Source organism: Bacillus nakamurai (assembly GCF_001584325.1).
Taxonomy (GTDB): Bacteria; Bacillota; Bacilli; order Bacillales; family Bacillaceae; genus Bacillus; species Bacillus nakamurai.
In genome coordinates this window covers 58506-80625 of the sequence record NZ_LSAZ01000005.1, presented here as the reverse complement: position 1 = coordinate 80625, position 22120 = coordinate 58506, and the positions used below count along the sequence as shown (strand labels likewise).

Annotated in this window: 19 protein-coding genes, 4 tRNA genes and 3 pseudogenes; 6 read left to right on the top strand and 20 right to left on the bottom strand. The window is 44.9% G+C overall.

What is annotated here, in order from left to right; translation table 11 throughout:
* The first annotated feature begins 178 nt into the window (after positions 1–178).
* A complete protein-coding gene (locus tag AXI59_RS03390) occupies positions 179–1090 on the top strand; it encodes a PepSY domain-containing protein (protein ID WP_061527390.1) in 912 nt (303 codons plus the stop codon).
* Positions 1091–1609: 519 nt separating this feature from the next.
* On the opposite strand, the gene AXI59_RS03385 is transcribed toward AXI59_RS03390, so the two are convergent.
* The 13 genes from AXI59_RS03385 to dnaB form a co-directional block, all read right to left on the bottom strand.
* Positions 1610–2806, bottom strand: coding sequence for a S1C family serine protease (locus AXI59_RS03385; protein ID WP_061527389.1), 1197 nt, complete (start codon positions 2804–2806; stop codon positions 1610–1612).
* An 86-nt stretch (positions 2807–2892) separates the two neighbouring features.
* Positions 2893–3687, bottom strand: a complete 795-nt coding sequence (locus AXI59_RS03380) for an MBL fold metallo-hydrolase (RefSeq protein WP_061523414.1) — start codon at positions 3685–3687, stop codon at positions 2893–2895.
* A gap of 14 nt (positions 3688–3701) precedes the next feature.
* On the bottom strand, positions 3702–4541 hold the full coding sequence (locus AXI59_RS03375) for a two-component system regulatory protein YycI (protein ID WP_061527388.1): 840 nt from the start codon (positions 4539–4541) through the stop codon (positions 3702–3704).
* On the bottom strand, positions 4528–5886 hold the full coding sequence (yycH, locus tag AXI59_RS03370; RefSeq protein WP_061527387.1) for a two-component system activity regulator YycH: 1359 nt from the start codon (positions 5884–5886) through the stop codon (positions 4528–4530). Before yycH ends, AXI59_RS03375 begins: the two co-directional genes overlap by 14 nt.
* A complete protein-coding gene (gene walK, locus AXI59_RS03365; protein WP_061527386.1) occupies positions 5876–7711 on the bottom strand; it encodes a cell wall metabolism sensor histidine kinase WalK in 1836 nt (611 codons plus the stop codon). Before walK ends, yycH begins: the two co-directional genes overlap by 11 nt.
* 6 nt (positions 7712–7717) lie before the next feature.
* Complete coding sequence (walR, locus tag AXI59_RS03360) at positions 7718–8425, bottom strand: cell wall metabolism DNA-binding response regulator WalR (RefSeq protein ID WP_061523452.1); 708 nt, start codon at positions 8423–8425, stop codon at positions 7718–7720.
* A gap of 338 nt (positions 8426–8763) precedes the next feature.
* Positions 8764–8836 (bottom strand) — tRNA-Phe (locus AXI59_RS03355).
* Positions 8837–8874: 38 nt separating this feature from the next.
* A tRNA-Asp gene (locus AXI59_RS03350) sits at positions 8875–8951 on the bottom strand.
* 83 nt (positions 8952–9034) lie between these two features.
* A tRNA-Glu gene (locus tag AXI59_RS03345) sits at positions 9035–9106 on the bottom strand.
* 9 nt (positions 9107–9115) lie between these two features.
* A tRNA-Lys gene (locus AXI59_RS03340) sits at positions 9116–9191 on the bottom strand.
* Positions 9192–9396: 205 nt separating this feature from the next.
* A complete protein-coding gene (locus AXI59_RS03335) occupies positions 9397–10689 on the bottom strand; it encodes an adenylosuccinate synthase (RefSeq protein WP_061523418.1) in 1293 nt (430 codons plus the stop codon).
* A gap of 234 nt (positions 10690–10923) precedes the next feature.
* Entirely contained in the window at positions 10924–11337 is a 414-nt protein-coding gene (locus AXI59_RS03330; protein ID WP_061523453.1) for a VOC family protein, read from the bottom strand.
* A gap of 116 nt (positions 11338–11453) precedes the next feature.
* The gene (dnaB, locus tag AXI59_RS03325) at positions 11454–12818 is read right to left on the bottom strand and encodes a replicative DNA helicase (RefSeq protein WP_061523419.1); all 1365 of its coding nucleotides are present in this window, start codon (positions 12816–12818) and stop codon (positions 11454–11456) included.
* A gap of 173 nt (positions 12819–12991) precedes the next feature.
* Here dnaB and AXI59_RS03320 point away from each other — a divergent pair, with 173 nt between their 5' ends.
* Positions 12992–13189 (top strand): DUF2188 domain-containing protein, encoded by a 198-nt coding sequence (locus AXI59_RS03320; RefSeq protein WP_061523420.1) that lies wholly within the window; start codon positions 12992–12994, stop codon positions 13187–13189.
* A 29-nt stretch (positions 13190–13218) separates the two neighbouring features.
* Here AXI59_RS03320 and AXI59_RS03315 read toward each other — a convergent pair whose 3' ends face one another.
* A complete protein-coding gene (locus tag AXI59_RS03315; protein WP_061523421.1) occupies positions 13219–13428 on the bottom strand; it encodes a hypothetical protein in 210 nt (69 codons plus the stop codon).
* Positions 13429–13546: 118 nt separating this feature from the next.
* Here AXI59_RS03315 and AXI59_RS19125 point away from each other — a divergent pair, with 118 nt between their 5' ends.
* Both AXI59_RS19125 and AXI59_RS03310 read left to right on the top strand, forming a co-directional pair.
* Positions 13547–13690, top strand: coding sequence for a YycC family protein (locus AXI59_RS19125; protein ID WP_064485280.1), 144 nt, complete (start codon positions 13547–13549; stop codon positions 13688–13690).
* A 160-nt stretch (positions 13691–13850) separates the two neighbouring features.
* Positions 13851–15880 (top strand): annotated as a pseudogene (locus AXI59_RS03310) (ArnT family glycosyltransferase).
* A gap of 97 nt (positions 15881–15977) precedes the next feature.
* Here AXI59_RS03310 and AXI59_RS20265 read toward each other — a convergent pair.
* Positions 15978–16129 (bottom strand): annotated as a pseudogene (locus AXI59_RS20265) (oxidoreductase); the annotation flags it as partial.
* A gap of 38 nt (positions 16130–16167) precedes the next feature.
* Here AXI59_RS20265 and AXI59_RS20815 point away from each other — a divergent pair.
* Together AXI59_RS20815 and AXI59_RS03305 are read left to right on the top strand one after the other, a co-directional pair.
* A pseudogene (locus AXI59_RS20815) lies at positions 16168–16292 on the top strand (hypothetical protein); the annotation flags it as partial.
* Between the two features lie 31 nt (positions 16293–16323).
* Positions 16324–16530: a hypothetical protein gene (locus AXI59_RS03305; RefSeq protein WP_061527385.1), complete on the top strand. Its 207-nt coding sequence runs from the start codon at positions 16324–16326 to the stop codon at positions 16528–16530.
* A gap of 33 nt (positions 16531–16563) precedes the next feature.
* Here the strand turns inward: AXI59_RS03305 and AXI59_RS03300 are convergent, their stop codons facing one another.
* Genes AXI59_RS03300 through AXI59_RS03280 form a run of 5 tightly spaced genes read right to left on the bottom strand, consistent with a single transcriptional unit; the run spans position 16564 to position 22096 of the window.
* Positions 16564–17856 carry a glycosyltransferase family 4 protein gene (locus tag AXI59_RS03300; RefSeq protein ID WP_061527384.1) on the bottom strand — a complete coding sequence of 431 codons (1293 nt, stop codon included), beginning with the start codon at positions 17854–17856 and terminating at the stop codon, positions 16564–16566.
* Positions 17857–17883: 27 nt separating this feature from the next.
* Entirely contained in the window at positions 17884–18939 is a 1056-nt protein-coding gene (locus AXI59_RS03295; RefSeq protein WP_061527383.1) for a phosphotransferase, read from the bottom strand.
* Positions 18932–20119 (bottom strand): carboxylate--amine ligase, encoded by a 1188-nt coding sequence (locus AXI59_RS03290; protein WP_061527382.1) that lies wholly within the window; start codon positions 20117–20119, stop codon positions 18932–18934. Before AXI59_RS03290 ends, AXI59_RS03295 begins: the two co-directional genes overlap by 8 nt.
* Entirely contained in the window at positions 20109–21443 is a 1335-nt protein-coding gene (locus tag AXI59_RS03285) for a glycosyltransferase family 4 protein (RefSeq protein ID WP_061527381.1), read from the bottom strand. Before AXI59_RS03285 ends, AXI59_RS03290 begins: the two co-directional genes overlap by 11 nt.
* The gene (locus tag AXI59_RS03280; RefSeq protein ID WP_061527380.1) at positions 21440–22096 is read right to left on the bottom strand and encodes a PIG-L deacetylase family protein; all 657 of its coding nucleotides are present in this window, start codon (positions 22094–22096) and stop codon (positions 21440–21442) included. The genes AXI59_RS03285 and AXI59_RS03280 overlap by 4 nt, the downstream gene beginning before the upstream one ends.
* Between the last annotated feature and the right edge of the window lie 24 nt (positions 22097–22120).

The following is a 22120-nucleotide window of genomic DNA, read 5'->3' as shown; positions in this document are numbered from 1 at the left end:
CCTTATTTTTTTCGCTTCTCCTTCTATTATTCGCTTTTATCTGAAACCAAACTGAATCTAAGCTGAAAATCCGCTGAATTCAGCAAGTTTTCAGCTTGTCCTCATTTGATTTTCAGTTTGAATCTATACAATAGCCTTAGTTGGGAAGCCAACAATGATATTTAAGGAGGAATACAAGATGGGTATTACAAAAGTTTTATCAGGAGCTGCACTGGGAACGATCATTTCAATCAGTTCATTATCTTCTGCACACGCGGCTGTCCTTCATAAAGATGATGCGGCGCAGGCGAAAGTGGAAACAAAGCAGCAAGCTTCCATTACAATAGCGAAGGCAAAACAAGCTGCATTGAACAACTGCAGCTGTAAAGGTGCCGTTCAATCAGCACAAATGAAGAAAGTGAACGGATCTTACGTTTATGTCGTAAACGTCCTTGATGTGAAAGGCATCCAGCACACAATCAATGTGAATTGTGATAACGGAAAAGTCATGAAGCATCAAACAAAAAAGAAACAGCAATTCATCTCAAAAGCCAATGCGGAAAAAATCGCATTGAAAAACGGCAAAGGCACTGTGAAATCTTCTGAGCTGAAGCAAGAAAACAACGTGATGGTTTACATCGTCCAAGTAGCCGGACAAGACGGTAAGCTGCATACCTTCCATATCAATTGCAAAGACAGCAAAATCGTGAAGCATGACATAAAGGAAAACCAAGTATACATGACGCGGGCAAAAGCGGAATCTTACGCCTTAAACCATTACAAAGGCGTCGTTAAATCTTCTGAAATGAAAACGGAAAACGGCGTATCCGTATACGTTGTCAGCATTTTCAGCCAGGACGGCAAGCTGCATACCCTCCACATGGACGGCAAAAGCGGTAAAGTTCTGAAAGAAGACGTTCAGAAAAAACAAGCCATAATCGCTGCTAAAAAAGCGCATTCCATTGCGCTCAGCCACTGCAAAGGAATAGTGAAATCTTCTGAGATGAAGAAAGAAAACGGCGTCTACGTGTACATCGTGAAAATCACTGCACAAAACCATACTGAACAAACTGTAAAAGTAAACGCTGAAAACGGAAATATTTGCAACTAACAATTCATACTTGCCGGCAGTTGCAACTGCCACTTCAATTTCGTACCATCAGTCTGTTTCAATCACAAAGTTCTAAGTTCATGTCTACCTTTTTCTAAATATACCTATTTTTAACTGAACGTGTGTGACCCGCGTTCAGTTCTTTTTTTATCAGGGAAGGATGGTTTGCAAATGACTAACGGTTTGATATTCTGTTTCATCTTCACACTTGAGCTTCTAAAAAACGGCATAAAAAAGCGCCCTGAAAAAAAGGACGTTTTCAAAACAGTTCCCTATACAAGACGGGAGAATGTAAGTTATATTCTGCATTCCAATATAAGTCTTCCTTCACATTCATTTTCGATTTCACTCAAAACAATAATCATATCTGCCGTTTTCATGTTTCCACCCCCTTTGTTACAAACATTATAATATATCCAATTTATGTAATTTAATTGATGATATGTCTTAAAATATGAAAGTCTGCTGTCAAACCGCAGTGTAATCAAAAAGCAGCCCGGTTTTTCCCCGGGCTGCTTTTTATCTCTGTAATCGATCTGCTTCCGTCAGTTTGACGTCCGCTGTTTTTTTCTTACCTAAACGGTAGAAGGTGATCTTCACACGATCGCCGATTTTTTTCTGATACAGGCGTTCACGAAGATCCACTATGTCATTGACCTTATGACCGTCAAATCCGGTGATGACATCGAGCTTTTTCAAACCTGCTTTTCCGGCCGGTGAAAAAGCGTCAACTCCCATGACGACTGTTCCTGATTTGATGCCTTTAGGAAGCTTAAGCGTCTGGCTCCAGTGGTAGCTGGCGATGTCGGATAACGATTTCATCTCGATGCCGAGGAAAGGCCGTCTGACTTCCCCGTATTTTTCTAAATCCTGAATGACGGGAATGACAAGCTTAGACGGGATGGACAAACCGATCCCTTCAACGGCCGATTCAGCGATTTTCATTGAATTGATGCCGATGACTTTTCCTGAGATATCCATCAAAGCGCCGCCGCTGTTGCCGGGGTTAATGGCCGCATCAGTCTGCAACACTTCTGCATTCCAATCAGGCTGTCCGTCACCGTTTGAATCAACAGGGACCGTCCTTTCCGTCCCTGAAATGATGCCCTGTGTCACCGATCCCGCAAATTCAAGCCCCAGCGGATTCCCGATGGCGATGACCGGCTCTCCGACTTTTACTTTATCGGAATTGCCGAACTGGGCAATCGCTTTAATTTTATCGGTTTTCACCTTCAGGACGGCGAGATCCATGAGCCGATCGCTTCCGACCAGATCGGCAGGCACCCGCGATCCGTCCTTCAGGCTGATTTCAATTTGAGACGCGCCTTCAATGACATGGTGATTGGTTACGATATAGACCGTGTTACCGTTTTTTTTGTAAATGACGCCGGAGCCGCTTCCGGCTTCACCGCTTTCTCCCCAAATATCCGTCTTTTGAATATTAAGGACGCCGACCACCGTATCGGATACATCACTGACTATTTTCGTGACAGCGTCATTGACATTCACATTCACTGTTTTCACTTGCGCGCTGCCGATATTCTGATTTGTATTCATACTGTTTGCGCCATGGCCGCCGCCTGTCCAATACGGCAGCAAAAAGGCCATAAGCGCAGCCCCGACGATGACGCCGATCAGGCTTGAAAGGAAATATCCTCTCTTGCTTCGGCGAGGCCGTTCAGGGCCATACTGTTCATCCTCGCGATTATAATCCACCCTAACTCAAATCCTTTCAAGAGAACTCAATTTGGTTATAGTGTGGGTTAGAACGCAAATTAATAATCATGATTCATTTGAAAAAATTACACGGCGCACAGCGGCGTCGGTTTTTTCGGATCGGTGTCATACAGATCAAAGGTTTCCCCTGTGACATATCCTTTTGCAGCCAATGTCTGCTGAACTGACATTCTGGCCAGTTCCTTCATATTATTGTCTTGGCTCAAATGCGCCAAATAGATGCGTGACGTGCTGTCGCCGATCACATCGGTCATGGCGAGCGCCGCGTCTTCGTTTGAAACGTGGCCGACATCGCTTAATATCCGGCGCTTAATGCTCCATGGGTATCTCCCCATTTGCAGCATGCCGACGTCATGGTTGCTTTCGAAAACGAAAACATTCGCCTCGCGGATAATGCCTTTCATTCTGTCACTCACATATCCGGTGTCCGTCATAAGCGCAAGCTTTCTGCCTTGATAGTGAAAGACATAAAACATCGGCTCAGCCGCGTCGTGGGAGACGCCGAAGGACTCGACATCAAGCCCGCTGAATGATTTCACGCTCTCCATCGGGAAGATGAACTTTTGCCCGGTGTCCAGCTTGCCGATCTGATTCTCCATCGCCTTCCACGTCTTTTCATTGGCATACACGGGAAGCTGGTACTTTCGCGCGATGACGCCGAGCCCCTTAATATGGTCGCTGTGCTCATGAGTGACAAAGATGCCGTCCACATCGTCTATCTTGCGCCCGATTTGCGCCATCAGCCCGTCCATTGCTTTTCCGCTCAGGCCGGCGTCCACCAGAAAAGAATGCTCTTCTGTTTCCAGATAAAACGCGTTTCCCGTACTCCCGCTCGCAAGCACGCTAAATTGCAAGCCCATTGTGTCTCACTCCATTATTTATTTTGATTGTTATCAATCACTGTACTCTCCATTGCATTGACAGTGTAAGTTTCCAGCGTCTTTTTCTTCGATCCTTTTGACTTATCTTCAATTGTAATTCTCCATACCGGCGCCAACACCTGCGTGCTCGTCAGCGGATATTGGGCTATGTAGCCGAATTTGACGCTTTTTACGATGCAGTTCGCTTTTAAGTAGTTTTGAGAATACAATAACTCAACAGCATCAAGCTCAGGAATCAGGCTTTCTGTCTGGATTCGTTTAAATGACTCCAGCATGGTCTGCTCGTACGATACAACCTCGTTTTTATCATTCAGGTGCAAAATCACCTCTCCGATTGCATCCGAGGACGAATCATAATCCTGATAAATATATTGGCCGTCATATGTCTGATAAAAAATGATCTGCTTTTTGTCCTTGTCGGTTTTCCACAGCTTATATTTCTCGCCGCCGGTTATTTTCGAGCTGACCAGCGATTCTGCGTCATCCTGCGGTTTTTGCTTCGACAAGGCGATCGGGTTGGAAAACTTCATTCTCAAGGTCGTTACCTTGTGGTCACCTGCAGGCATGTCCATTAAAGGTTTTTGATCTTTTAAGCCGTTGATGTCTTCCTCAGTAAACACCTTTTGGCTTGCTGTCAGCCGATAACCGGCAGTTGAATCAGCAGACAGATTTCCGAAGACGATATGATCCATCTCCATGTCGTTTTCCACATTTGACGTTTTGATCACTTCATATTCACTGCTGGAGCGTTTTTCAAAAAACTGAAATCCAAGAAAAATATCGAGGATGAGGAAGGCAATGATGAAGATTGTTTTTGTTTTATTCCACTCCATTATTGTCCTCCTCCTTCGCCAGCAAGTCCTTCGTGATCGGCACGATCTTTCCGTTAATTTTCATACTCCACACCGGCTCAAGCTCGACCAGATCATTCGTTGACGACGATACCATCTGATACGACAGGAATATTTGGTCAATCTTATTTACATCGTACTTGTGCTGCTGTTCCAGCAATGCCACAACCTCATTGCCGCTCATCAGCTTCACGTCTTTTGTTTTGATCGGATTCGGCCCAAGAACGTAATTCGGCCGTTTGTAGCTGAGCACCTCTTCATTGGCCCATTGCAGGCTCAATACAGGCCCGGCTCCAAAAGGTTTAGATGTGCTGTTGATGACGGGCATTTGATCTTTAAACATGTAAAAGCTCAGCTGCTGGTTATCACTGACATTGAAAAATTGATAATAATCCGTCCAGCTTCCCGTATCCTCTAAATATTTATAGCCCTTCTTGATGAGCTCCCCTGTTTGATAGGAAGTGCTTTGCGCCAAATTGCGGCGCTGGAATTGAATTTGGCGCTGCGTCGAATTGATTTCCAGACGGCTGATTCCATCGGTCAGCACATTCCGGTTATAATTCGGATCTTCTCTTACAGTGCTCGGGTCATTAAAGAGCGTCTGTTTAAACAGATTCGTCTTAATCGTTTCTGTAATAAATTCTTTTTCCTTCATTTCAAACGGCTCATTCGGCATGAGAAATTCTTTGCTTTTCCCGACCGAATAGATATGGTACAACGGCATGCTGGATTTTTTGCTGTATAACTCGTTCATTATGTTGCGGTAGTTGGCCGATTCCACGGTCACTTCCAAAATCAGCTGCTTGCTGTAAGACACCAAGTATATCCTCTTATTCGCCTTGTTTTCATGAAACGGAATGACAATATGGTCAAATGAGCTGTATTCCATCGACTGGTTCGACCATTTAAACATCGTCTGAAAGATATCAATCGGAATGGTGTCATTGAATTGCAGATCCAGCTTCGCCGAATTGCCGTTTCTTCCGTAGAGCCAGTTTTTAAAACCGAGCTTGTCGTATTGGTCTGAAATGTCCTTCATGCCCTTTATTTCCCATTTCGGTAAGTCGGACCATAAATCATCAAACAGCGTCTCGTCGTTCACCTTGTAATGGGAGCCGTTTGTATGAATAAACATATCCCGCGGCTTAATCGTTTGCGTCATTTTTTGACTGGTCTTATCAATCTTATACTTTTCCCGGACAGTCGATTTGGTTGAGGCCGTGCCTTCTGAAAAATTGGGCTGGAACGTCCAAATCCCCCATGTTAAAACAAGACTAATGATGACAAGTACCGACAGTATGACTGTTTTTATATTTTCACGCCTCATCCCAATCATCCTCTTGCTCTTCTTTATATGGAAGAGTAAATGTAATCTTCGTTCCTTTTCCTTCTACACTGTCCGCCCAAATGTCACCGCCATGCGCCTGAACCATTTCTTTGGCAATCGCAAGGCCGAGGCCGGTGCCGCCAAGCTTTCTCGTCCGGGCTTTGTCCACTCTGTAGAAGCGGTCGAAGACCTTTTCCACATCTTTTTTCGGAATGCCGATCCCTTCATCTTTTACGCTGATGTAAAGCAGCTCTTCTTTTTCATTTACATCAACTGAGAAGGTCACATGCCCGCCTTCCGGTGAGTATTTCAGCGCGTTTGAAATGATATTATCAAGAACCTGCGTCACTTTATCCTGGTCAATTTCCACGTACAGATTTCTGTCCGGAAGCTCTCGGATAAACTCGACATGCTGCTCCTTCGTCATTTCAAAACGGTCAATGATCAATGACATAAAGCGGATCATATGAATCCACTCTCGATTAAACTGATAATCCTTGCTGTCAAATTTAGAAAGCTGAAGCAGATCATTCACCAGTCTGATCATTCGCTCGGTTTCATTTTGGGTGACCATTAAGAAGCGCGGAGCAATATCTTTATTCTCCCAAGCGCCTTCAGCAAGCGCCTCTAAATAGCTGCGCATTGTCGTCAGCGGAGTCCGAAGCTCATGGGACACGTTAGCAACGAATTCTCTGCGCTCCCGATCCAGTTTTTCTTGTTCTGTGACATCATAAAGAACCGCGATCAGTCCATCAATTTTTCCGTGCTCTCTCTGAATAACGGAGAAATTTACCCGCAGCACAGTTGTTTCATCATCGCGTTCTATTTCCAGCAGCATTGAATCCTGCTGTTCTACTAAATCCTCAAAAGTGAAGTTCTCTTTTATGCCCAATAAAGATGTAATCGGCATCTCTAAAGCCGTTTCACGTGAAACATTCAACAGCTCCAGCGCCGGGCTGTTTAAGAGAATAATAGCACCGTTTCGGTTCGTGGCTATGACTCCGTCCGTCATATACGCGATAACGGAAGAAAGCTTTCTTCTTTCTCCTTCAGTCATTGCTTGCGCATCCTCAAGCTCTCTTGTCAGATGGTTGAAGGTCGTCGCAAGCTGGCCGATTTCATCATGCCCGTATTTTCTGACCTTTCTGGAGAAGTTTCCTTTTGCCAGCTCCATTGCCTGCTTGCGCATGTCCGAAAGCGGATGGGTAATCGTCCGGGCGAGAAATATCCCCAGAAGAGCCGTCAGAACAAGGGCTAAGCCTGTTCCGGAGGCAAGAATCGAGTTAACGGTCTTCATTTGGTTAAAAGTATCTTCCATACTGGCCACGGCATAAATCGCACCGACGACTTCTTGATTCTCGGTGATAACCGGCTTTGCCGAAATCAGCACCCTGTTTTTGCTTTTAGGATCATAGTATTTTTTTGAGTAGGCCTGTTTTGTTGAGAAAATCCGTTTGAAAATCGGATCTGTCGTCTGTTTGCCTGCTATTTCTTCACCATAAGGCCTTGAAGAACCGACAACCTCATAGCTTTTATCAACAAACGTAATCTCACGTATTTCATTGTCTTTCGTAAAATCATTTAAAATGCGCTTGACGTCATCCTTGATCACGGTGCTGTCATTGTCACCTTTATATTCCTGCTCAATATAATAGGAAAGGTTGTCAATCCGTTGATTTAAGGATAATTCATAGGACTTGAGAAGGGAATTCTCCACCTGTTTCACAAAATATACGCCAATGATCTGCATGGCAATGATAATGAGCAGTACATAAATCAGCGTGATCTTAAACTGAATCGACCGAAAAAAACCAACCTTATTCATCGTTGGTTAGTCCTGCTCAGGATTTCTCAAGTAATAACCGACACCGCGTCTCGTGACGATCCAGCTTGGATGGCTCGGGTTATCCTCGATTTTCTCACGGAGGCGGCGCACCGTGACGTCTACCGTTCTCACATCACCGAAATAATCATAGCCCCACACAGTTTGAAGCAGGTGCTCACGGGTCATGACTTGGCCGATATGTTTGGCTAAGTAATGAAGCAGCTCAAATTCACGGTGTGTCAGCTCGATTGTTTCTCCTCTTTTTGATACGACATACGCATCGGGGAAGATCACGAGAGAACCGATATGAATGTCATTAGAAGCCGACTCCTCCTCGGCGGGCGCAACGGTAAGCTGGCGGCGCAGGTTCGCTTTGACGCGGGCCAGAAGCTCACGGGTGCTGAACGGTTTTGTGACATAGTCATCCGCTCCGATCTCAAGGCCGATGACCTTGTCAATCTCTGAGTCTTTGGCCGTCAGCATAATAATCGGCATATCATATTTTTTCCGGACTTCCCGGCATACTTCAACCCCGTCTTTATTCGGAAGCATAATATCTAAAAGAATTAAATCAGGCTGAAGCTCCTCCACCATTTCCACGGCTTCGTTTCCGTCATACGCACAATGCACGTCATAGCCTTCTTTTCTTAAATTAAACTCTAATATATCTGCAATCGGTTTTTCATCATCGACTACAAGGATCTTTTTATCCATCATCTTGATTTTCCTCCTGCCAGAATGACTTCATCTTATCTATTGATGTTTCATGTTAAACACAAAACGAACCGCTGAAAAACGTTCCCCGTCTATTATAACGGTTTCAGGTCAAAAGATAAAAAAATTAAAGAGAACAGCGCAAAAACGTATTAAATTGCCATTCTTTTGTCATGTTCTTTATGTTCTTTTAAAAAATTTTATTTTTTTGAAACCTCACCGAAAAAATCTCCGTCTACTGATTGACGTCTTCTTCTTGGGCCGGCTGAAAAGTCGGCTCTCCCTTTTTATACACAAAGAAAAAAACGCACCTACTATTGCAGATGCGTTTGGGTAAGTGGCTCGGGACGGAATCGAACCGCCGACACACGGATTTTCAGTCCGTTGCTCTACCAACTGAGCTACCGAGCCAGATGTTTCTTTTCTATACTATATAAAGTAAAGTAAAATGGCGGTCCGGACGGGACTCGAACCCGCGACCTCCTGCGTGACAGGCAGGCATTCTAACCAACTGAACTACCGGACCTTACAGTAATTTGTCCGAAGAGCTGTATCGTGGCAGCTCTCCGAGACAAATAAGGAGTTAGCAATAACGCTAAAGTAAATCAATGACCCGTACGGGATTCGAACCCGTGTTACCGCCGTGAAAGGGCGGTGTCTTAACCGCTTGACCAACGGGCCATAACAAAATGGTGAGCCATGAAGGACTCGAACCTTCGACCCTCTGATTAAAAGTCAGATGCTCTACCAACTGAGCTAATGGCTCTTGATGTGTCGGATTATGTATCATAGAGCATACAGACAAAGGCATTTCATTGCGGTACTCTATTGAAGCTGTTCCGTAACAACGAGATTTATAATATCATAGAACATTCGAAAGTGGCAATATCTTTTTTAAAAAAATATCTATTATTTTTTTCCCAGATAAAAAAACAAGCCTCCGGTCACGGAGGCTTGTCTGCTTCATCACCCTAGTTGGCGCGATAAACGCTGCGGATGACGTTAGTTTGTGAACGGTCAGGACCGACAGAGAAAATAGAAAGCGGAATACCTGTCAGCTGAGAGACACGCTCAAGATAGTGACGCGCATTTTCTGGAAGATCGCTGAGCGTTTTCGCGCCTGTAATATCTTCCGTCCAGCCCGGCATTTCTTCATAAACCGGTTCACATTCAGCGAGGGCTTTGAGGCTCGCCGGGAATTCTTCAATAACTTCCCCTTTGTAACGATAAGCGACACAGATTTTCAGCGTCTCAATGCCTGTTAATACATCGATTGAGTTCAGAGAAAGATCTGTGATTCCGCTGACGCGGCGCGCATGACGGACGACGACGCTGTCAAACCAGCCGACGCGGCGGGCGCGGCCTGTTGTCGTACCATATTCGCGGCCGACTTCACGAATTTGGTCTCCGATTTCATCTTTCAGCTCAGTTGGGAAAGGACCGTCACCGACACGGGTCGTGTATGCTTTAGATACTCCGACGACGTGCTGAATTTTTGTCGGGCCTACGCCTGAACCGATCGTGACACCGCCGGCAACCGGGTTGGATGATGTCACAAACGGGTATGTTCCTTGGTCGATATCAAGCATAACGCCTTGCGCGCCTTCAAATAACACGCGGCGGCCTTCGTCAAGTGCATCATTAAGCACGACAGATGTATCGCATACATACTGCTTGATCTGCTGGCCGTATTCATAATACTCATCCAGAATATCCTCGATTTTGAATCCTTCTGTTTCATACATTTTTTCAAGCAGACGGTTTTTCTCTTCAAGGTTCCGTTCGAGCTTTTCTGCAAACACGTCACGATCTAAAAGATCTGCGATCCGAATGCCGATTCGCGCTGCTTTATCCATATAAGCAGGTCCGATTCCTTTTTTCGTTGTGCCGATCTTGTTGGCCCCTTTACGTTCTTCTTCTACCTCATCCAATTTAAGATGGTACGGCAGAATCACGTGGGCTCTGTTGCTGATTCTCAAGTTATCCGTACTGACGCTGCGTTCATGAAGATACGCAAGCTCCGTTACGAGCGCTTTCGGATCAACAACCATTCCGTTCCCGATGACACACGCTTTTTCTTTATAAAAAATTCCTGATGGGATCAAATGAAGCTTGTACGTGACTCCGTCAAATTTGATGGTATGTCCTGCATTATTTCCGCCTTGATAACGTGCGATCACTTCTGCATTTTCTGATAGGAAATCAGTAATTTTACCTTTTCCTTCATCGCCCCACTGCGTACCTACTACGACTACTGAAGACATATATCCGTGCACCTCCGTTAACCTTTCAAACGATATCTATTCAAACAAATTAAGTGTATCAGTGCAGAAACAGAAAGTCAATCGTAAATCCGAACATTAAAATCTTATTATTCTATATTTGTTCGCCTTAATCTTAATTAAAAGCGTTTTCTCTTTACTTTGTTATCTATTACTCGTGAAACTTTCACGCTTTAACAAGAAAAAGAACCCGGAAACCCGGGTTCAAAGAAACTCTTATATTCCGCTCGTATTCATCAGAACGATCCGCCAGCCGTCAGGATCTTCTATCGTCACGCCTTTTTCCTTCCAGTACGGATTCTCCGGATCTTTCTCCTTAAACCCCATCTGCTTCAATTTCGTGCTGATGCGAATGACTTCCTGTTGATCCTGCATGTAAAAAACAAGCAGGCTGTCACCGTGCGGGACGGGTGCCGGGGCGGATGCGCCCGTTTCTTCCGTAAATTCTAAGTGGTATTGCGTATCCGGCATCCCGAACATCACGCCGCTGTATCCGTTATGTCCGGAGAATTCGCCGACTCTTTTCAGACCGAGGCCTTCTTCATAAAACCTGATGATTTCATTGAGCTGTCCGGTCGGCCGCGCCACCCGGATTTGCGCCGCTTGAAATTGCGGGAATTCAATAGTCATCTCACTCACTCCTTTTTTGTCATTATATAAAAACGCTTTCATTTTTTCCCCTGCCGAACGATCGGCAATTCCTCATTCTTTCGGATGAAAAAAGCCTCAAGACATAGCTTGAGGCTTTACGCACCCGCCGGAACACCGCCGTCGTCAAAGCGCCGTTCCAAGTTAACGAATTTATTGTACTCCTTCACAAATGCAAGTGAGACGGTGCCCACCGGGCCGTTACGCTGTTTGGCAATAATGATTTCGATGATGTTTTTGTTTTCGGATTCTTTATCATAGTAGTCATCACGGTACAGGAATGCGACGATATCGGCATCCTGCTCGATACTTCCCGATTCACGGATGTCTGACATCATCGGGCGTTTATCCTGCCGCTGCTCAACACCGCGGGAGAGCTGAGACAAAGCGATGACCGGCACCTCAAGTTCCCTTGCCAGCGATTTTAGCGCCCTGGAAATTTCCGATACCTCTTGCTGGCGGTTGTCGCTTGAGCGCCCGCTTCCCTGAATGAGCTGCAAATAGTCAATCAAAATCATGCCCAAACCGTTCTCCTGCTTCAGTCTGCGGCACTTTGAGCGGATTTCGCTGACGCGGATTCCGGGGGTGTCATCAATAAAGATTCCGCTGTTTGACAGGCTCCCCATCGCCATCGTCAGCTTGCCCCAATCCTCTTCCGTCAGATTCCCCGTTCTGAGGTTTTGGGCGTTAATATTCCCCTCTGCGCAAAGCATACGCATGACGAGCTGCTCGGCGCCCATCTCAAGACTAAAAATCGCGACGCTTTCATCCGTTTTGGTGGCGACGTTCTGCGCAATGTTTAAGGCAAACGCGGTCTTCCCCACAGAAGGACGGGCCGCGACGATGATTAAATCGTTTCGCTGGAAACCCGCCGTCATCCGGTCAAGCTCAATAAAGCCCGTCGGAATCCCGGTAATATCACCTTTCCGGTTATGAAGCTGTTCGATATTATCGTATGTTTGAACAAGGACGTCTTTAATATTTTGAAAGGCGCCCGAATTTTTTCGCTGAGCGACCTCCATAATCGTTTTTTCCGCATCGCTTAATAAATCCTCGACTTCATCCTCACGTGTATACCCGTCTTGGGCAATCGTTGTGGCGGTTCTGATTAAACGGCGGAGAATCGATTTTTCCTCCACGATTTTCGCGTAGTATTCTATATTAGCCGCTGTCGGAACCGAATTTGCGATGTCCGTAAGGTAAGAGACGCCCCCCACCTCTTCTAATAAATCGGTATTCGCAAGTTCTGAGGTCACCGTCACCAAATCAACAGGTTCGCCGCGGTCTCCAAGCACCAGCATGGCATTGTAAATTTTTTGGTGTGACATTCTGTAGAAATCATCTGGAATCAACACTTCAGAAGCCAGTGTTAACGCAGACGGCTGTAAAAAAATAGCACCTAACACGGCCTGTTCGGCTTCTATATTTTGCGGCGGCAGCCGATCATTCAGAAGGTCTGTCATGCTAAGCACCGTCCTCTCCTTAAAAAATATCCAAACTCCATTTTACCATTTCTCAAGAAAAAAAATAGAATTATCTCGTTTTCCCTTTTTTTGTCAGTCCAACTATTTATGTGTTTCGCTGTACCAACTGCCGGGAAACAGAGGAGTAATCGAAAAAATAGGAGGTAAGAAGGATGAAAACGTATGCGGTAACACCCAGTATTGATGCGGACGGCTGGTTTGTAAAGGTGGAAAATGTGGCGCCGACAGCTTTATACACGTCAAAGGACGCCGCTATTGAGAAAGCAGAGCAGACGGCAAAGGAAAACAGCCCGTCTAAGCTTGTCATTTATGACCAGCATAAAAACATACGAGAAGAACGGTCATTTTAAGAAAAGCCTTCGTCCCGCGAGGGCTTTTCTTATTCGATGAAACGTATATGCAGTACTGTCTGCGCCATGAGATCGGCCGTTTTTTGATAAAGATCCCATTCTTCATAGGCGGCAAACGCTCTCATCATTTCCTGTAATCTCTGTTTCAGCATGATAAATTCGTCTAACGTGCGTAATTCTGCGGCTTTTTTTTGATAATCAGCCAGCTTTTGCTGTAATAACATTAATGGCGATTGCATATGAAACCTCCCCCATTTAAGTTGAAAGCCCTGCTGTGCAAACCTCCATTCCTTTGTCATATCCTCTTACGATTGATTTCTGATTTTAGTACAATGGAGAAACGGAAGGAGTGATATCATGAAACCGCTGCAAATTTCCGCCGATACGGCTCAAAAGCTTGCAGAATCACTGAATCTGCCGATTGAGCAGATCATGCACATGCCTCAGCACATTCTGCTTGCCAAATTAGCTGAAATTCAAAAAGAGAATGATAACAATTAAGGCTGCTCTCATATATATGTGCGGGAGGCGGAAGCAATGGCTTTCCGCCTCTTTTTTGCATGGAGAAAATTCTGGTAAAACGTTCTTTGAATCGTTATCCTTTATTCATAACTTTTTCATATTTGTTTTTTACAATGGGGTCACAAAAGAAGTGAACACATTGAAAATAAAACGAATAGACATAGTCCTTATCGGCATTTTGTTCATAGCGGCTTTTTTGAATATGTACGGCATTTGGCAGGATGATGCCGCGAACCAATATTATCTGGCATCTGTCAAAAGCATGACGCAAAGCTTTCGCAATTTCTTCTATGCATCCTTTGACCCTTCCGGCTTTGTTACGGTGGATAAACCGCCGGTTGCATTATGGATTCAAACGATTTTCGCATTGATCTTCGGCGTACATACATGGAGCGTGATCATTCCTCAGGCTCTCGCAGGGCTCGGATCGGTCATTCTGCTTTACATCATGATCAAACCGAAGTTCGGCACAGGCGCGGCCCGGGTCACCGCCCTTGTCATGGCGCTGACGCCGATTGCGGCAGCCGTCAGCCGGACGAATAATATTGACAGCATGCTCGTCTTTACACTGCTTTTCGGTTCATGGTGCTTAATGCGCGCCGTGAAACGGGGGAGAGTCATTTGGCTTTTGGCCGCATTTGCTCTTGGCGGCCTTGCTTTTAATATGAAAATGATGCAAGCCTATATGGTGCTTCCGGCTTTTCTGCTGTTTTATCTCATAGCATCAAAAACATCCATCAAGAAAAAAATCATTTCTCTTCTCGCATCTTTGGTAGTCTTCGCAGCGCTGTCCGTCTCGTGGGCAGTGACAGTTGATTCAATTTCTTCATCCAGCCGTCCTTATATCGGCAGCAGCCAGACAAACTCCGTGCTTGAGCTTGCGTTCGGCTATAACGGAACAGAGCGGCTGCTCGGACAAACGACAGGCCTGTCCCACGGCACCATGAACGCCGCAGGAAAAGGCACGACGCAAGACGGCATGAACATGCAGCCGCCGGGAGCAAACAGCTCATCGGCAGACGGCAATGCCCAGAAAGGAAACAGCAGCAAAAACGGAACCCGCCGCAAGGAGGCGGGACCCCGCCGACGCACGGAGGAGGCTCACAGGGAACGGGCAAAAGCCATGGCGGTCCAGGCGGCGGAAAAAGCATGAACATGTACGGAAACGGCACTGCAGGCCCGCTTCGGCTCTTCCAATCGGAATTGTCAGGCCAAATCAGCTGGATGCTTCCATTCGCGCTGATCGGACTGCTTGGTGTTGTCATCAGCTGGTTCCGCAATCGCCGTGAAAAAACAGATGAAATGAAAGAAACCATGTTCTGGGCAGCGTGGCTTGTGCCTGCCGCCGGTTTTTTCAGCGTCGCAAGCTTTTTCCATCCGTACTACTTGATCATGCTGGCGCCGCCAATCGCAGCCCTTTGCGGAATCGGGTGGCACGCCATGTACGCCTTATACAAAAGCTCTAAAGATTGGACAGGCTATCTGCTCCCGGCGGCGGTCTCTCTCACAGCCGCATTCCAGATCTGCATATTAAGCGCGTATACAAGCCAAATCGGCAGCGCTTGGATGTACGGACTCGGACTTTTAGGGCTCGGTGCAGTCATGGGGCTGCTTGTCATGAAGCACAAGCAGCCGTTCAGCAAACAAATAACCATCATCGCCCTGTGCGTCTTAATGGTCACACCGCTTTACTGGTCGGCCACACCGATACTTTATGGAGGCAACAGCGTCATCCCTGAATCCGGCTCGCAGCTGAAGAGTTCAAGCGGGGGCAATATGTTTACCTCTGACGTCGATTCAGGCCTGCTGTCCTACTTGAAAAAGCATAATACAGGCGAAGAATACCTGTTTGCCACATTGACAACGGTAACGGCCGCGCCTTATATCATCAACACGGATGAATCAGTCATGGCGCTCGGCGGCTTTAACGGCACTGATCCGATTTTGACAGCGGCACAGCTGAAAAAACTCGTCGATGAAGGAAAAGTGAAGTATTTCTTACTATCCGGTAACAACTCAGGAAACACGAAACTCGTTTCTTGGATCAAAAAGAACGGCACAAAAATCTCGGCTGACAAGTACAGCAGCACCACCAAAACAAAAAGCTCTTCCCAGATGGGCGGACCCGGCGGACAAAGTCGGCAGACTCTGTATGAAATAACAAAATAGCAAGAGAAAAGAGGCTGGATATTCAACTCCAGCCTCTTTTTTATCTCCGGACAGATACTGCCGCCTTCCATCCTGCTCTTCTGATTTTTGAAGCACCCGAAAGGCCGCCGGAAAACTGTCTTGAACGGTTCCGGCGCTGAAAATTGCTCGCGCCGTGATATGTATAGAAATAGCACTTTCAATCAACAGACGTGATCTTTTCGATTTCCTTTCCAAAATCAGTTCTTTGATTTTTCTGTGATACGGACTGGCCGCCGCAAGTTTCCCAACCTGCCCATGAGTGAAGCAAAATGCTGAAAACGAATGCCCAAAAAGGACAATTCCAAACGAAAATCGATCAAATCGATTACAAAGTTACATATTTAAATTGACTTATTTCTCCCTCGTTTCCCTGCCGGAGCTAAAAAAGAAGCCCTGTCAATCGGCGGATCAGAGATGGGCTGATGACGGAGCTGATCGGCCCGATGATTGAAAATATCGGCGCACGGTCGTCCGCACAGTATAAAAAGGTTTCTGAAAATATGATTCATATCATCCATCAGGAATACGATTCCGGCTTCACACCCGGCAAATACTGCGAAGGACCCGCCGGGAACATTTCAGTCGACGGAATAGACGGGTTAGACAAAAAACATACCTGCATATTCTAAAGACCCATCTTGATCATCTAAAAGATCCGCTGGTTATAGGAATGAATGATAGACACTGTATATGTCTGAGACCATGATATCCTGCCGCAGATACTGCGTGGCATATGAGTGTGCTTCTTTTCCGAGCCGTTCTCTGAGAGACTTATTCGTAATCAGCAATACGAGAGCATTGGCAAGCTCGCGACTATTTCCGGGCTGACAAATTAGCCCTGTTTGCTCATGCCGGATCATTTCAGGTATTCCCCCACAGTCAGATGTGATAATGGCTTTACCGGAAAACATAGCCTCAATGATCGCTACGGGAAAATTATCATTTAGCGTGGGCAGGACGAAAATAGATGATTCAGCCAAAAGCGCTGGCACATCATGCCGTTTTCCGAAGAAAAACACACTGGAAAGACCTAGCTTTTGTCTCTTCTCTTCCAAAATCTTTCGCATTTTTCCGTCTCCGATTATCCATATTTCAATCCCGGACAAATGCTGCTGAATTTGTGCGAGGGCGTCCAGCAGCACGTCATGTCCTTTTCGCTCTGTCAGACGGGAAACACACACAATCACAAGCTTTTCAGCACTTTTTTGCTGAGGTGCGGGCTGAAATTGAATGCCGGTATAAACAGTCTTCAGCTGGGTCTCCTTCGCGCCGTAATCCATTAAAGGCGCATGAAAGGAATCGCTGATAGTAATGATTTTATCCGAAGCTCGAATACCCTGTCTTTCTATTTCGCTGAAGTATGCCTCTTCAAGTGAACCCTTTTGTATTTTATAAAACTTGATCCGGCTTTTAGTAAAATGACCGTGAGGCGTAAAGAAGAGCGGCCTCTGATACGTCTGATTAAGGTATCCCAGCAAAAAGACTGCAAATAAATCCTGCGCGTGAAACAAATCATATTGTTCTAAGTCCATTTCATTCAAAAATCTCTGAAACACATGTAAATAGCTAAGGTTTTTCACAACTTTTTCGTTTGCGGCACCGTATCTGCCAAGAAGAAACGCTCTGATTTCATCAGCGGCCCGCGGGATATCCTCCTGAAAATAAGATGGCGGCATTTGGAGCGGCGAGATGACATCTGCCCGATGACCGATGCTGTCAAAACCTGTCTTAACTGACGCAATATAACTCGCTAATCCTCCGACATTTGGGTAACGAAGAAAGGTCACGTACAAAATACGTAATGGCTTTTTTCTTTTGGAGGAGTTCTTTCTTTCCACACCGAATGGCCGTAATGTCTCTTGAGCACTTTGATGTTCGATACCATAAAATTGATCCATTACGCGCAATAATGTGAGAGGCACCAGACTGTTTGACTTTCCAATCTCTTCTCTCAAAAACTCGCTCCCCCTCTCTCTGTAAACCTACAAACCTAATTCCCGGCCCCATCGTGACACTTTATCTAAATGGTACGGCAGCAGCTCCCCTCCCCGGTTGTCGAAGATTCTGCGCAATTGAGTATGAAGCCCTTTCTCCAGTGTTCTCTGCAAGTAGGCCATTTTATAAAGAGTCATAGGAGGAGTCCGAAAATGAATGCCCCGCTTTTTCATTTCTTTCGTATATACTTTCACGCTGTAAGTCCGAATGTCTTCTGCATGCTTGCTCCAATCTTTTCTGAAACCGAGCAAAATTTCAACCAGCACAACCATATCAAACCAAACCGGTGCGTATTTCGCTGATTCCCAATCAATAAATTGAATGTCCCACGGTTCATTTCTGAAGACATTGTGGGCGCAGATGTTCTGCATATGAAGATCGCCATGTGTGATGGCTGAACCGTTTTGTATCAGTTCGGGGAAAAAATCCGGTCCTTCTTGTTGTAACAAGGTTGTGATTTGCCGATAATGAGGCTTCACGATTTCTTTTGTCCGCTCATCTTCAAGTGCCCTGTCCATAAATTCCGCTGTTTTTTTTATCTGTTTATTACGCTCCTTCCTCATCGTTCCCGAATCATATACCGGAAGCCATGACCGCCATTTGCCGTCAGGAATGTCTTCGTTCTCAAAGGTGCGGCTGTGCAGTTCAGCGACAGATGGAATAATATAACCGAAATGTTTAGGATGAAATGTAAGCTGCCCCCTGATCTGGCTGACAAACTCCATAAACACCCACGTCTCATGTCCATTTTCTTCTATAAGATATATGTCCGGCAGCAAATCGCTTAAAACAGAACGGGCTTTATCGTATATATTAATCTCTACTGCATTTTTGTGGCGGATAGTATTGTACACCTTCAAAATAAGCGGAGCGGTTCCGGATTTTTGTCTTACAAGCAGTTTATAAATCGCACTTCTATTTGTTGATTTTAAGCACGTTATTTCATCAGGCTTCACAGCCGCCATCTCACCAAACGAATCCGATAATTTTTCATCAATTCTCAGCTTTTGAAATGCATCATACAAAGAATTCTTTTCATGCATGCCGATCTTCCTTTCGCTTCCGTTTCCAGCTATTTTTGAGATGGGACCAAGTGCTTCTGATAAACGGCATCGGATCATTCCAAGCAAATAGGGCATACTCTTTTTTCCCTTTGCATCCTTTCCAAAAAGTCCGGAACGTCATTTCTCCTCTTTTTCGTTTCTGCAAGAATGTTAAGAAGTAACGCACCCCGTAAATCCACTTGATTCCGTCTTTTTGTTCGAGCTGGGGCTCCACATGCTGTCCAGTCACATACAGATAATACATGTAAACGAAATGGACGCCTGCCGGTTCTGTGAGGCTATGGGTGAGCCAGAAGCGCGGATTAATCTCTATAAATTTATAAACATTGTCACGAGGATCCTTTTTAAATTCCGCCATACCGATACCTTTCAGCTGAATCGCTTCAAAAAACGGCAGGCACTTCTGTATTAATTCAGGAATTCGTTTGCTCACGACGTGAGCGCCCGTACCAAAATCAGCAGGGAATTGGTGGTTTTTTTGGAGAGAAAATAAGCCGAGTAATTTCATTTGGTCATCATAAAAAGTGGCGACTTTATAAAAACAATCATTGTCCCCGGGAATGATTTCTTGCACGAGCAGTTTTCCATTTTCTCTGTAGGACTGGTACTCCTTCCGCAATTGTGCTGCATCCTTCATAACAATTGCTTTTTTGTTTACTTTTTTTCTAAATTCATGCCCGGTCACCGGTTTTAAAATACACGGGAACTCAATAGTTGCGATAGCCTCTTCAAGCTCATCTTGATTGTTCGGAAAAAAGGTTTTCGGACAAGGGATGTTATGCTGAATTGCTAATTCATATGCTTTATGTTTATCTAAAACAGTTTCCAACAGCGAGTGACTCGGGAGCAAAAATAAAAAAAATTCGTCTAATGTTTTGCGGTATTTGGATATAAACCCCACGTAGTCATCGGCCCCTGCGTATAATACCGGCTTTACTTGGAATTGCTTCGCAAAATCAGACAGAAATTCCAGAAGCTCTTTCTCTTGTGTTAAAGGGCTGGGGCATATACCGCAGGTTGCTAATCTTGATTTTCCAATACGATAAGGCTGCTCCGTGTCAAACGCGTAAACATCTATTCCTTTTCGGGCCAGGCTGCGAATCATCCCGATCCCATTTGCACTAAAATCAAGCACAATGGCCGCATGTTCATGTTTCATGATCTCCCTCCGAGCTGATGGTATTTTGATAAATGGATTCGATATTTTTTATCATCACCTCACTGCTTAAATATTTAGCAGCGTAGGTCTTTGCATTCGAAGCCGCCTGCTTCCGCGCAGATTTGTTTGTGATAAAAAACGCTAAAGCCCTGCCAAGAATCTCCGCATTTCCCGGCTCGACAATAATCCCTGTTTTGTTATGCTGTATCAGATCCGGAATGCCTCCGCAATTTGTAGCGATAATAGCCGAGCCGCTAAACATCGCTTCAATAATAGAAATGGGCAGACTGTCATTAATCGTCGGCAGTACGAATATGTCCGTCATATTCAAAATAGCGGGAACATCTTCTCTTTTCCCCAGAAATGAGACCATTGAGAGATTCAATTTCCGGGCCTGTTCCTCTAAGGCTCTCCTTGTCTCTCCGTCTCCCACGATCAGCACTTCAACATGATCGAGTAAATCGGGCGAAATTTGCGAGAGTGCGTCCAATAAATGATTATGCCCTTTTCTCGGACCTAATCTTGCAATACACGCAATGATGATCTTGTTTTTCGGAAACGGGGTATTCTTCTCCCGGCCTGTTTTTACATCGTAATCTATTCCTGTGATCACCGTTGTCATGTCTTCTTGTTTTGCGCCAAGCTTCTTTAATGGCCTGCGGAATGTATCGCTGAGAATAATCAGACGATTTGCGTATTCAATGGCTTTCATTTCTAATTTTTTATAGTAAAACTCTTCTACAGAGCCTTTTTTAAATATATGAAATTTAAGTCTGTTGAAAGTGAACATGCCATGTGGGGTAAACAGTAAAGGTTTTTTATAGATTCGGTTGAACCTTCCTAATATATTGGCTGTAAATAAATCTTGAGCATGAAACACATCATATTTTTCCAAATCAAGGGTTTGAAGCATTTGCTCATATATAAACATCAGCCGATTATTTTTCAAAATATGATCGTTATAATCTCCATATCTGTCAGTAAAAAAATCTTTCAATTTCGGAATGACGGCCGCGCGCAGTTCTTTTACCTTTACGGCAGGAAACTGTTTAGGGGATATGACATCCACCTTATGCCCTTTCTTTTTAAGTCCTTCACTGAGGGTTTTAATATAATTTGATAATCCGCCGGTATGTGGATAGTCCCAAAAAGTGGTGATTAAAATGGATAGTTTCTTTTTTTTACCGTATAATCGCGGAGTGAGATGTTCATTTTTTATCAGTGTTTTTATTGCTGTTTTTTTTTGCGGAGGAGTTTTTATCCCATAGTAGTGATCAAGCGTCTGAATCATATACGGATAAGGGATGGAAAATGTCTTGATCATTTCCATATCCTCCGTATGACTTCAAATGCTTCAGCGTATTCCACACCTGCTGTCATCCCTCTGACCCTTCCTAAATGTTTGACGCCCTCATATGAACGGGGATGAGGGTAATCTCGCATTTCTACATCATAGTGGTGAAGAGCCGCAAGCTTGGCGTCCATAGTGTCTGTGATATTAACGAAGTAATTAGGCTTGAAGAGTTTATCAGCCGTATTCCTCTCCCACTCGCTTGAAGATAAAGTTTCAAACGTAAGCAATTCAATCGGCTTTTGATGCGGAAGCGGCCTGGCGGCTGTTAAGACAGCTTGAAATGTTTTCTGGTGGTCAATATTGATATCACCGTAATGATGAGTAAAGATTTTACTAGGCTGATAGACGTGAATGAAATGCTCCAATTCTTTCACAAGCTTATGAAGAGGCACACATTCCAGCTCTAAATTCGTATGCTCCAGAAAGATGACTTTCTCAATTCCGAGCTCCTGATTCGCCCGTTCACCTAATTGCTGAATGTGATGAGCTTCTTCTTTTCTGCCTAAAGCCGTAATAATGGAAATAACTTTATATCCTTCATTGATTAGCCGTTTTATGGTTCCTGCTGATCCCAATAGTTCATCATCAGGATGAGCGCCAATAATCAAAATGTATTCTTCCATTTTTTCCACACTCCACCAATAGAT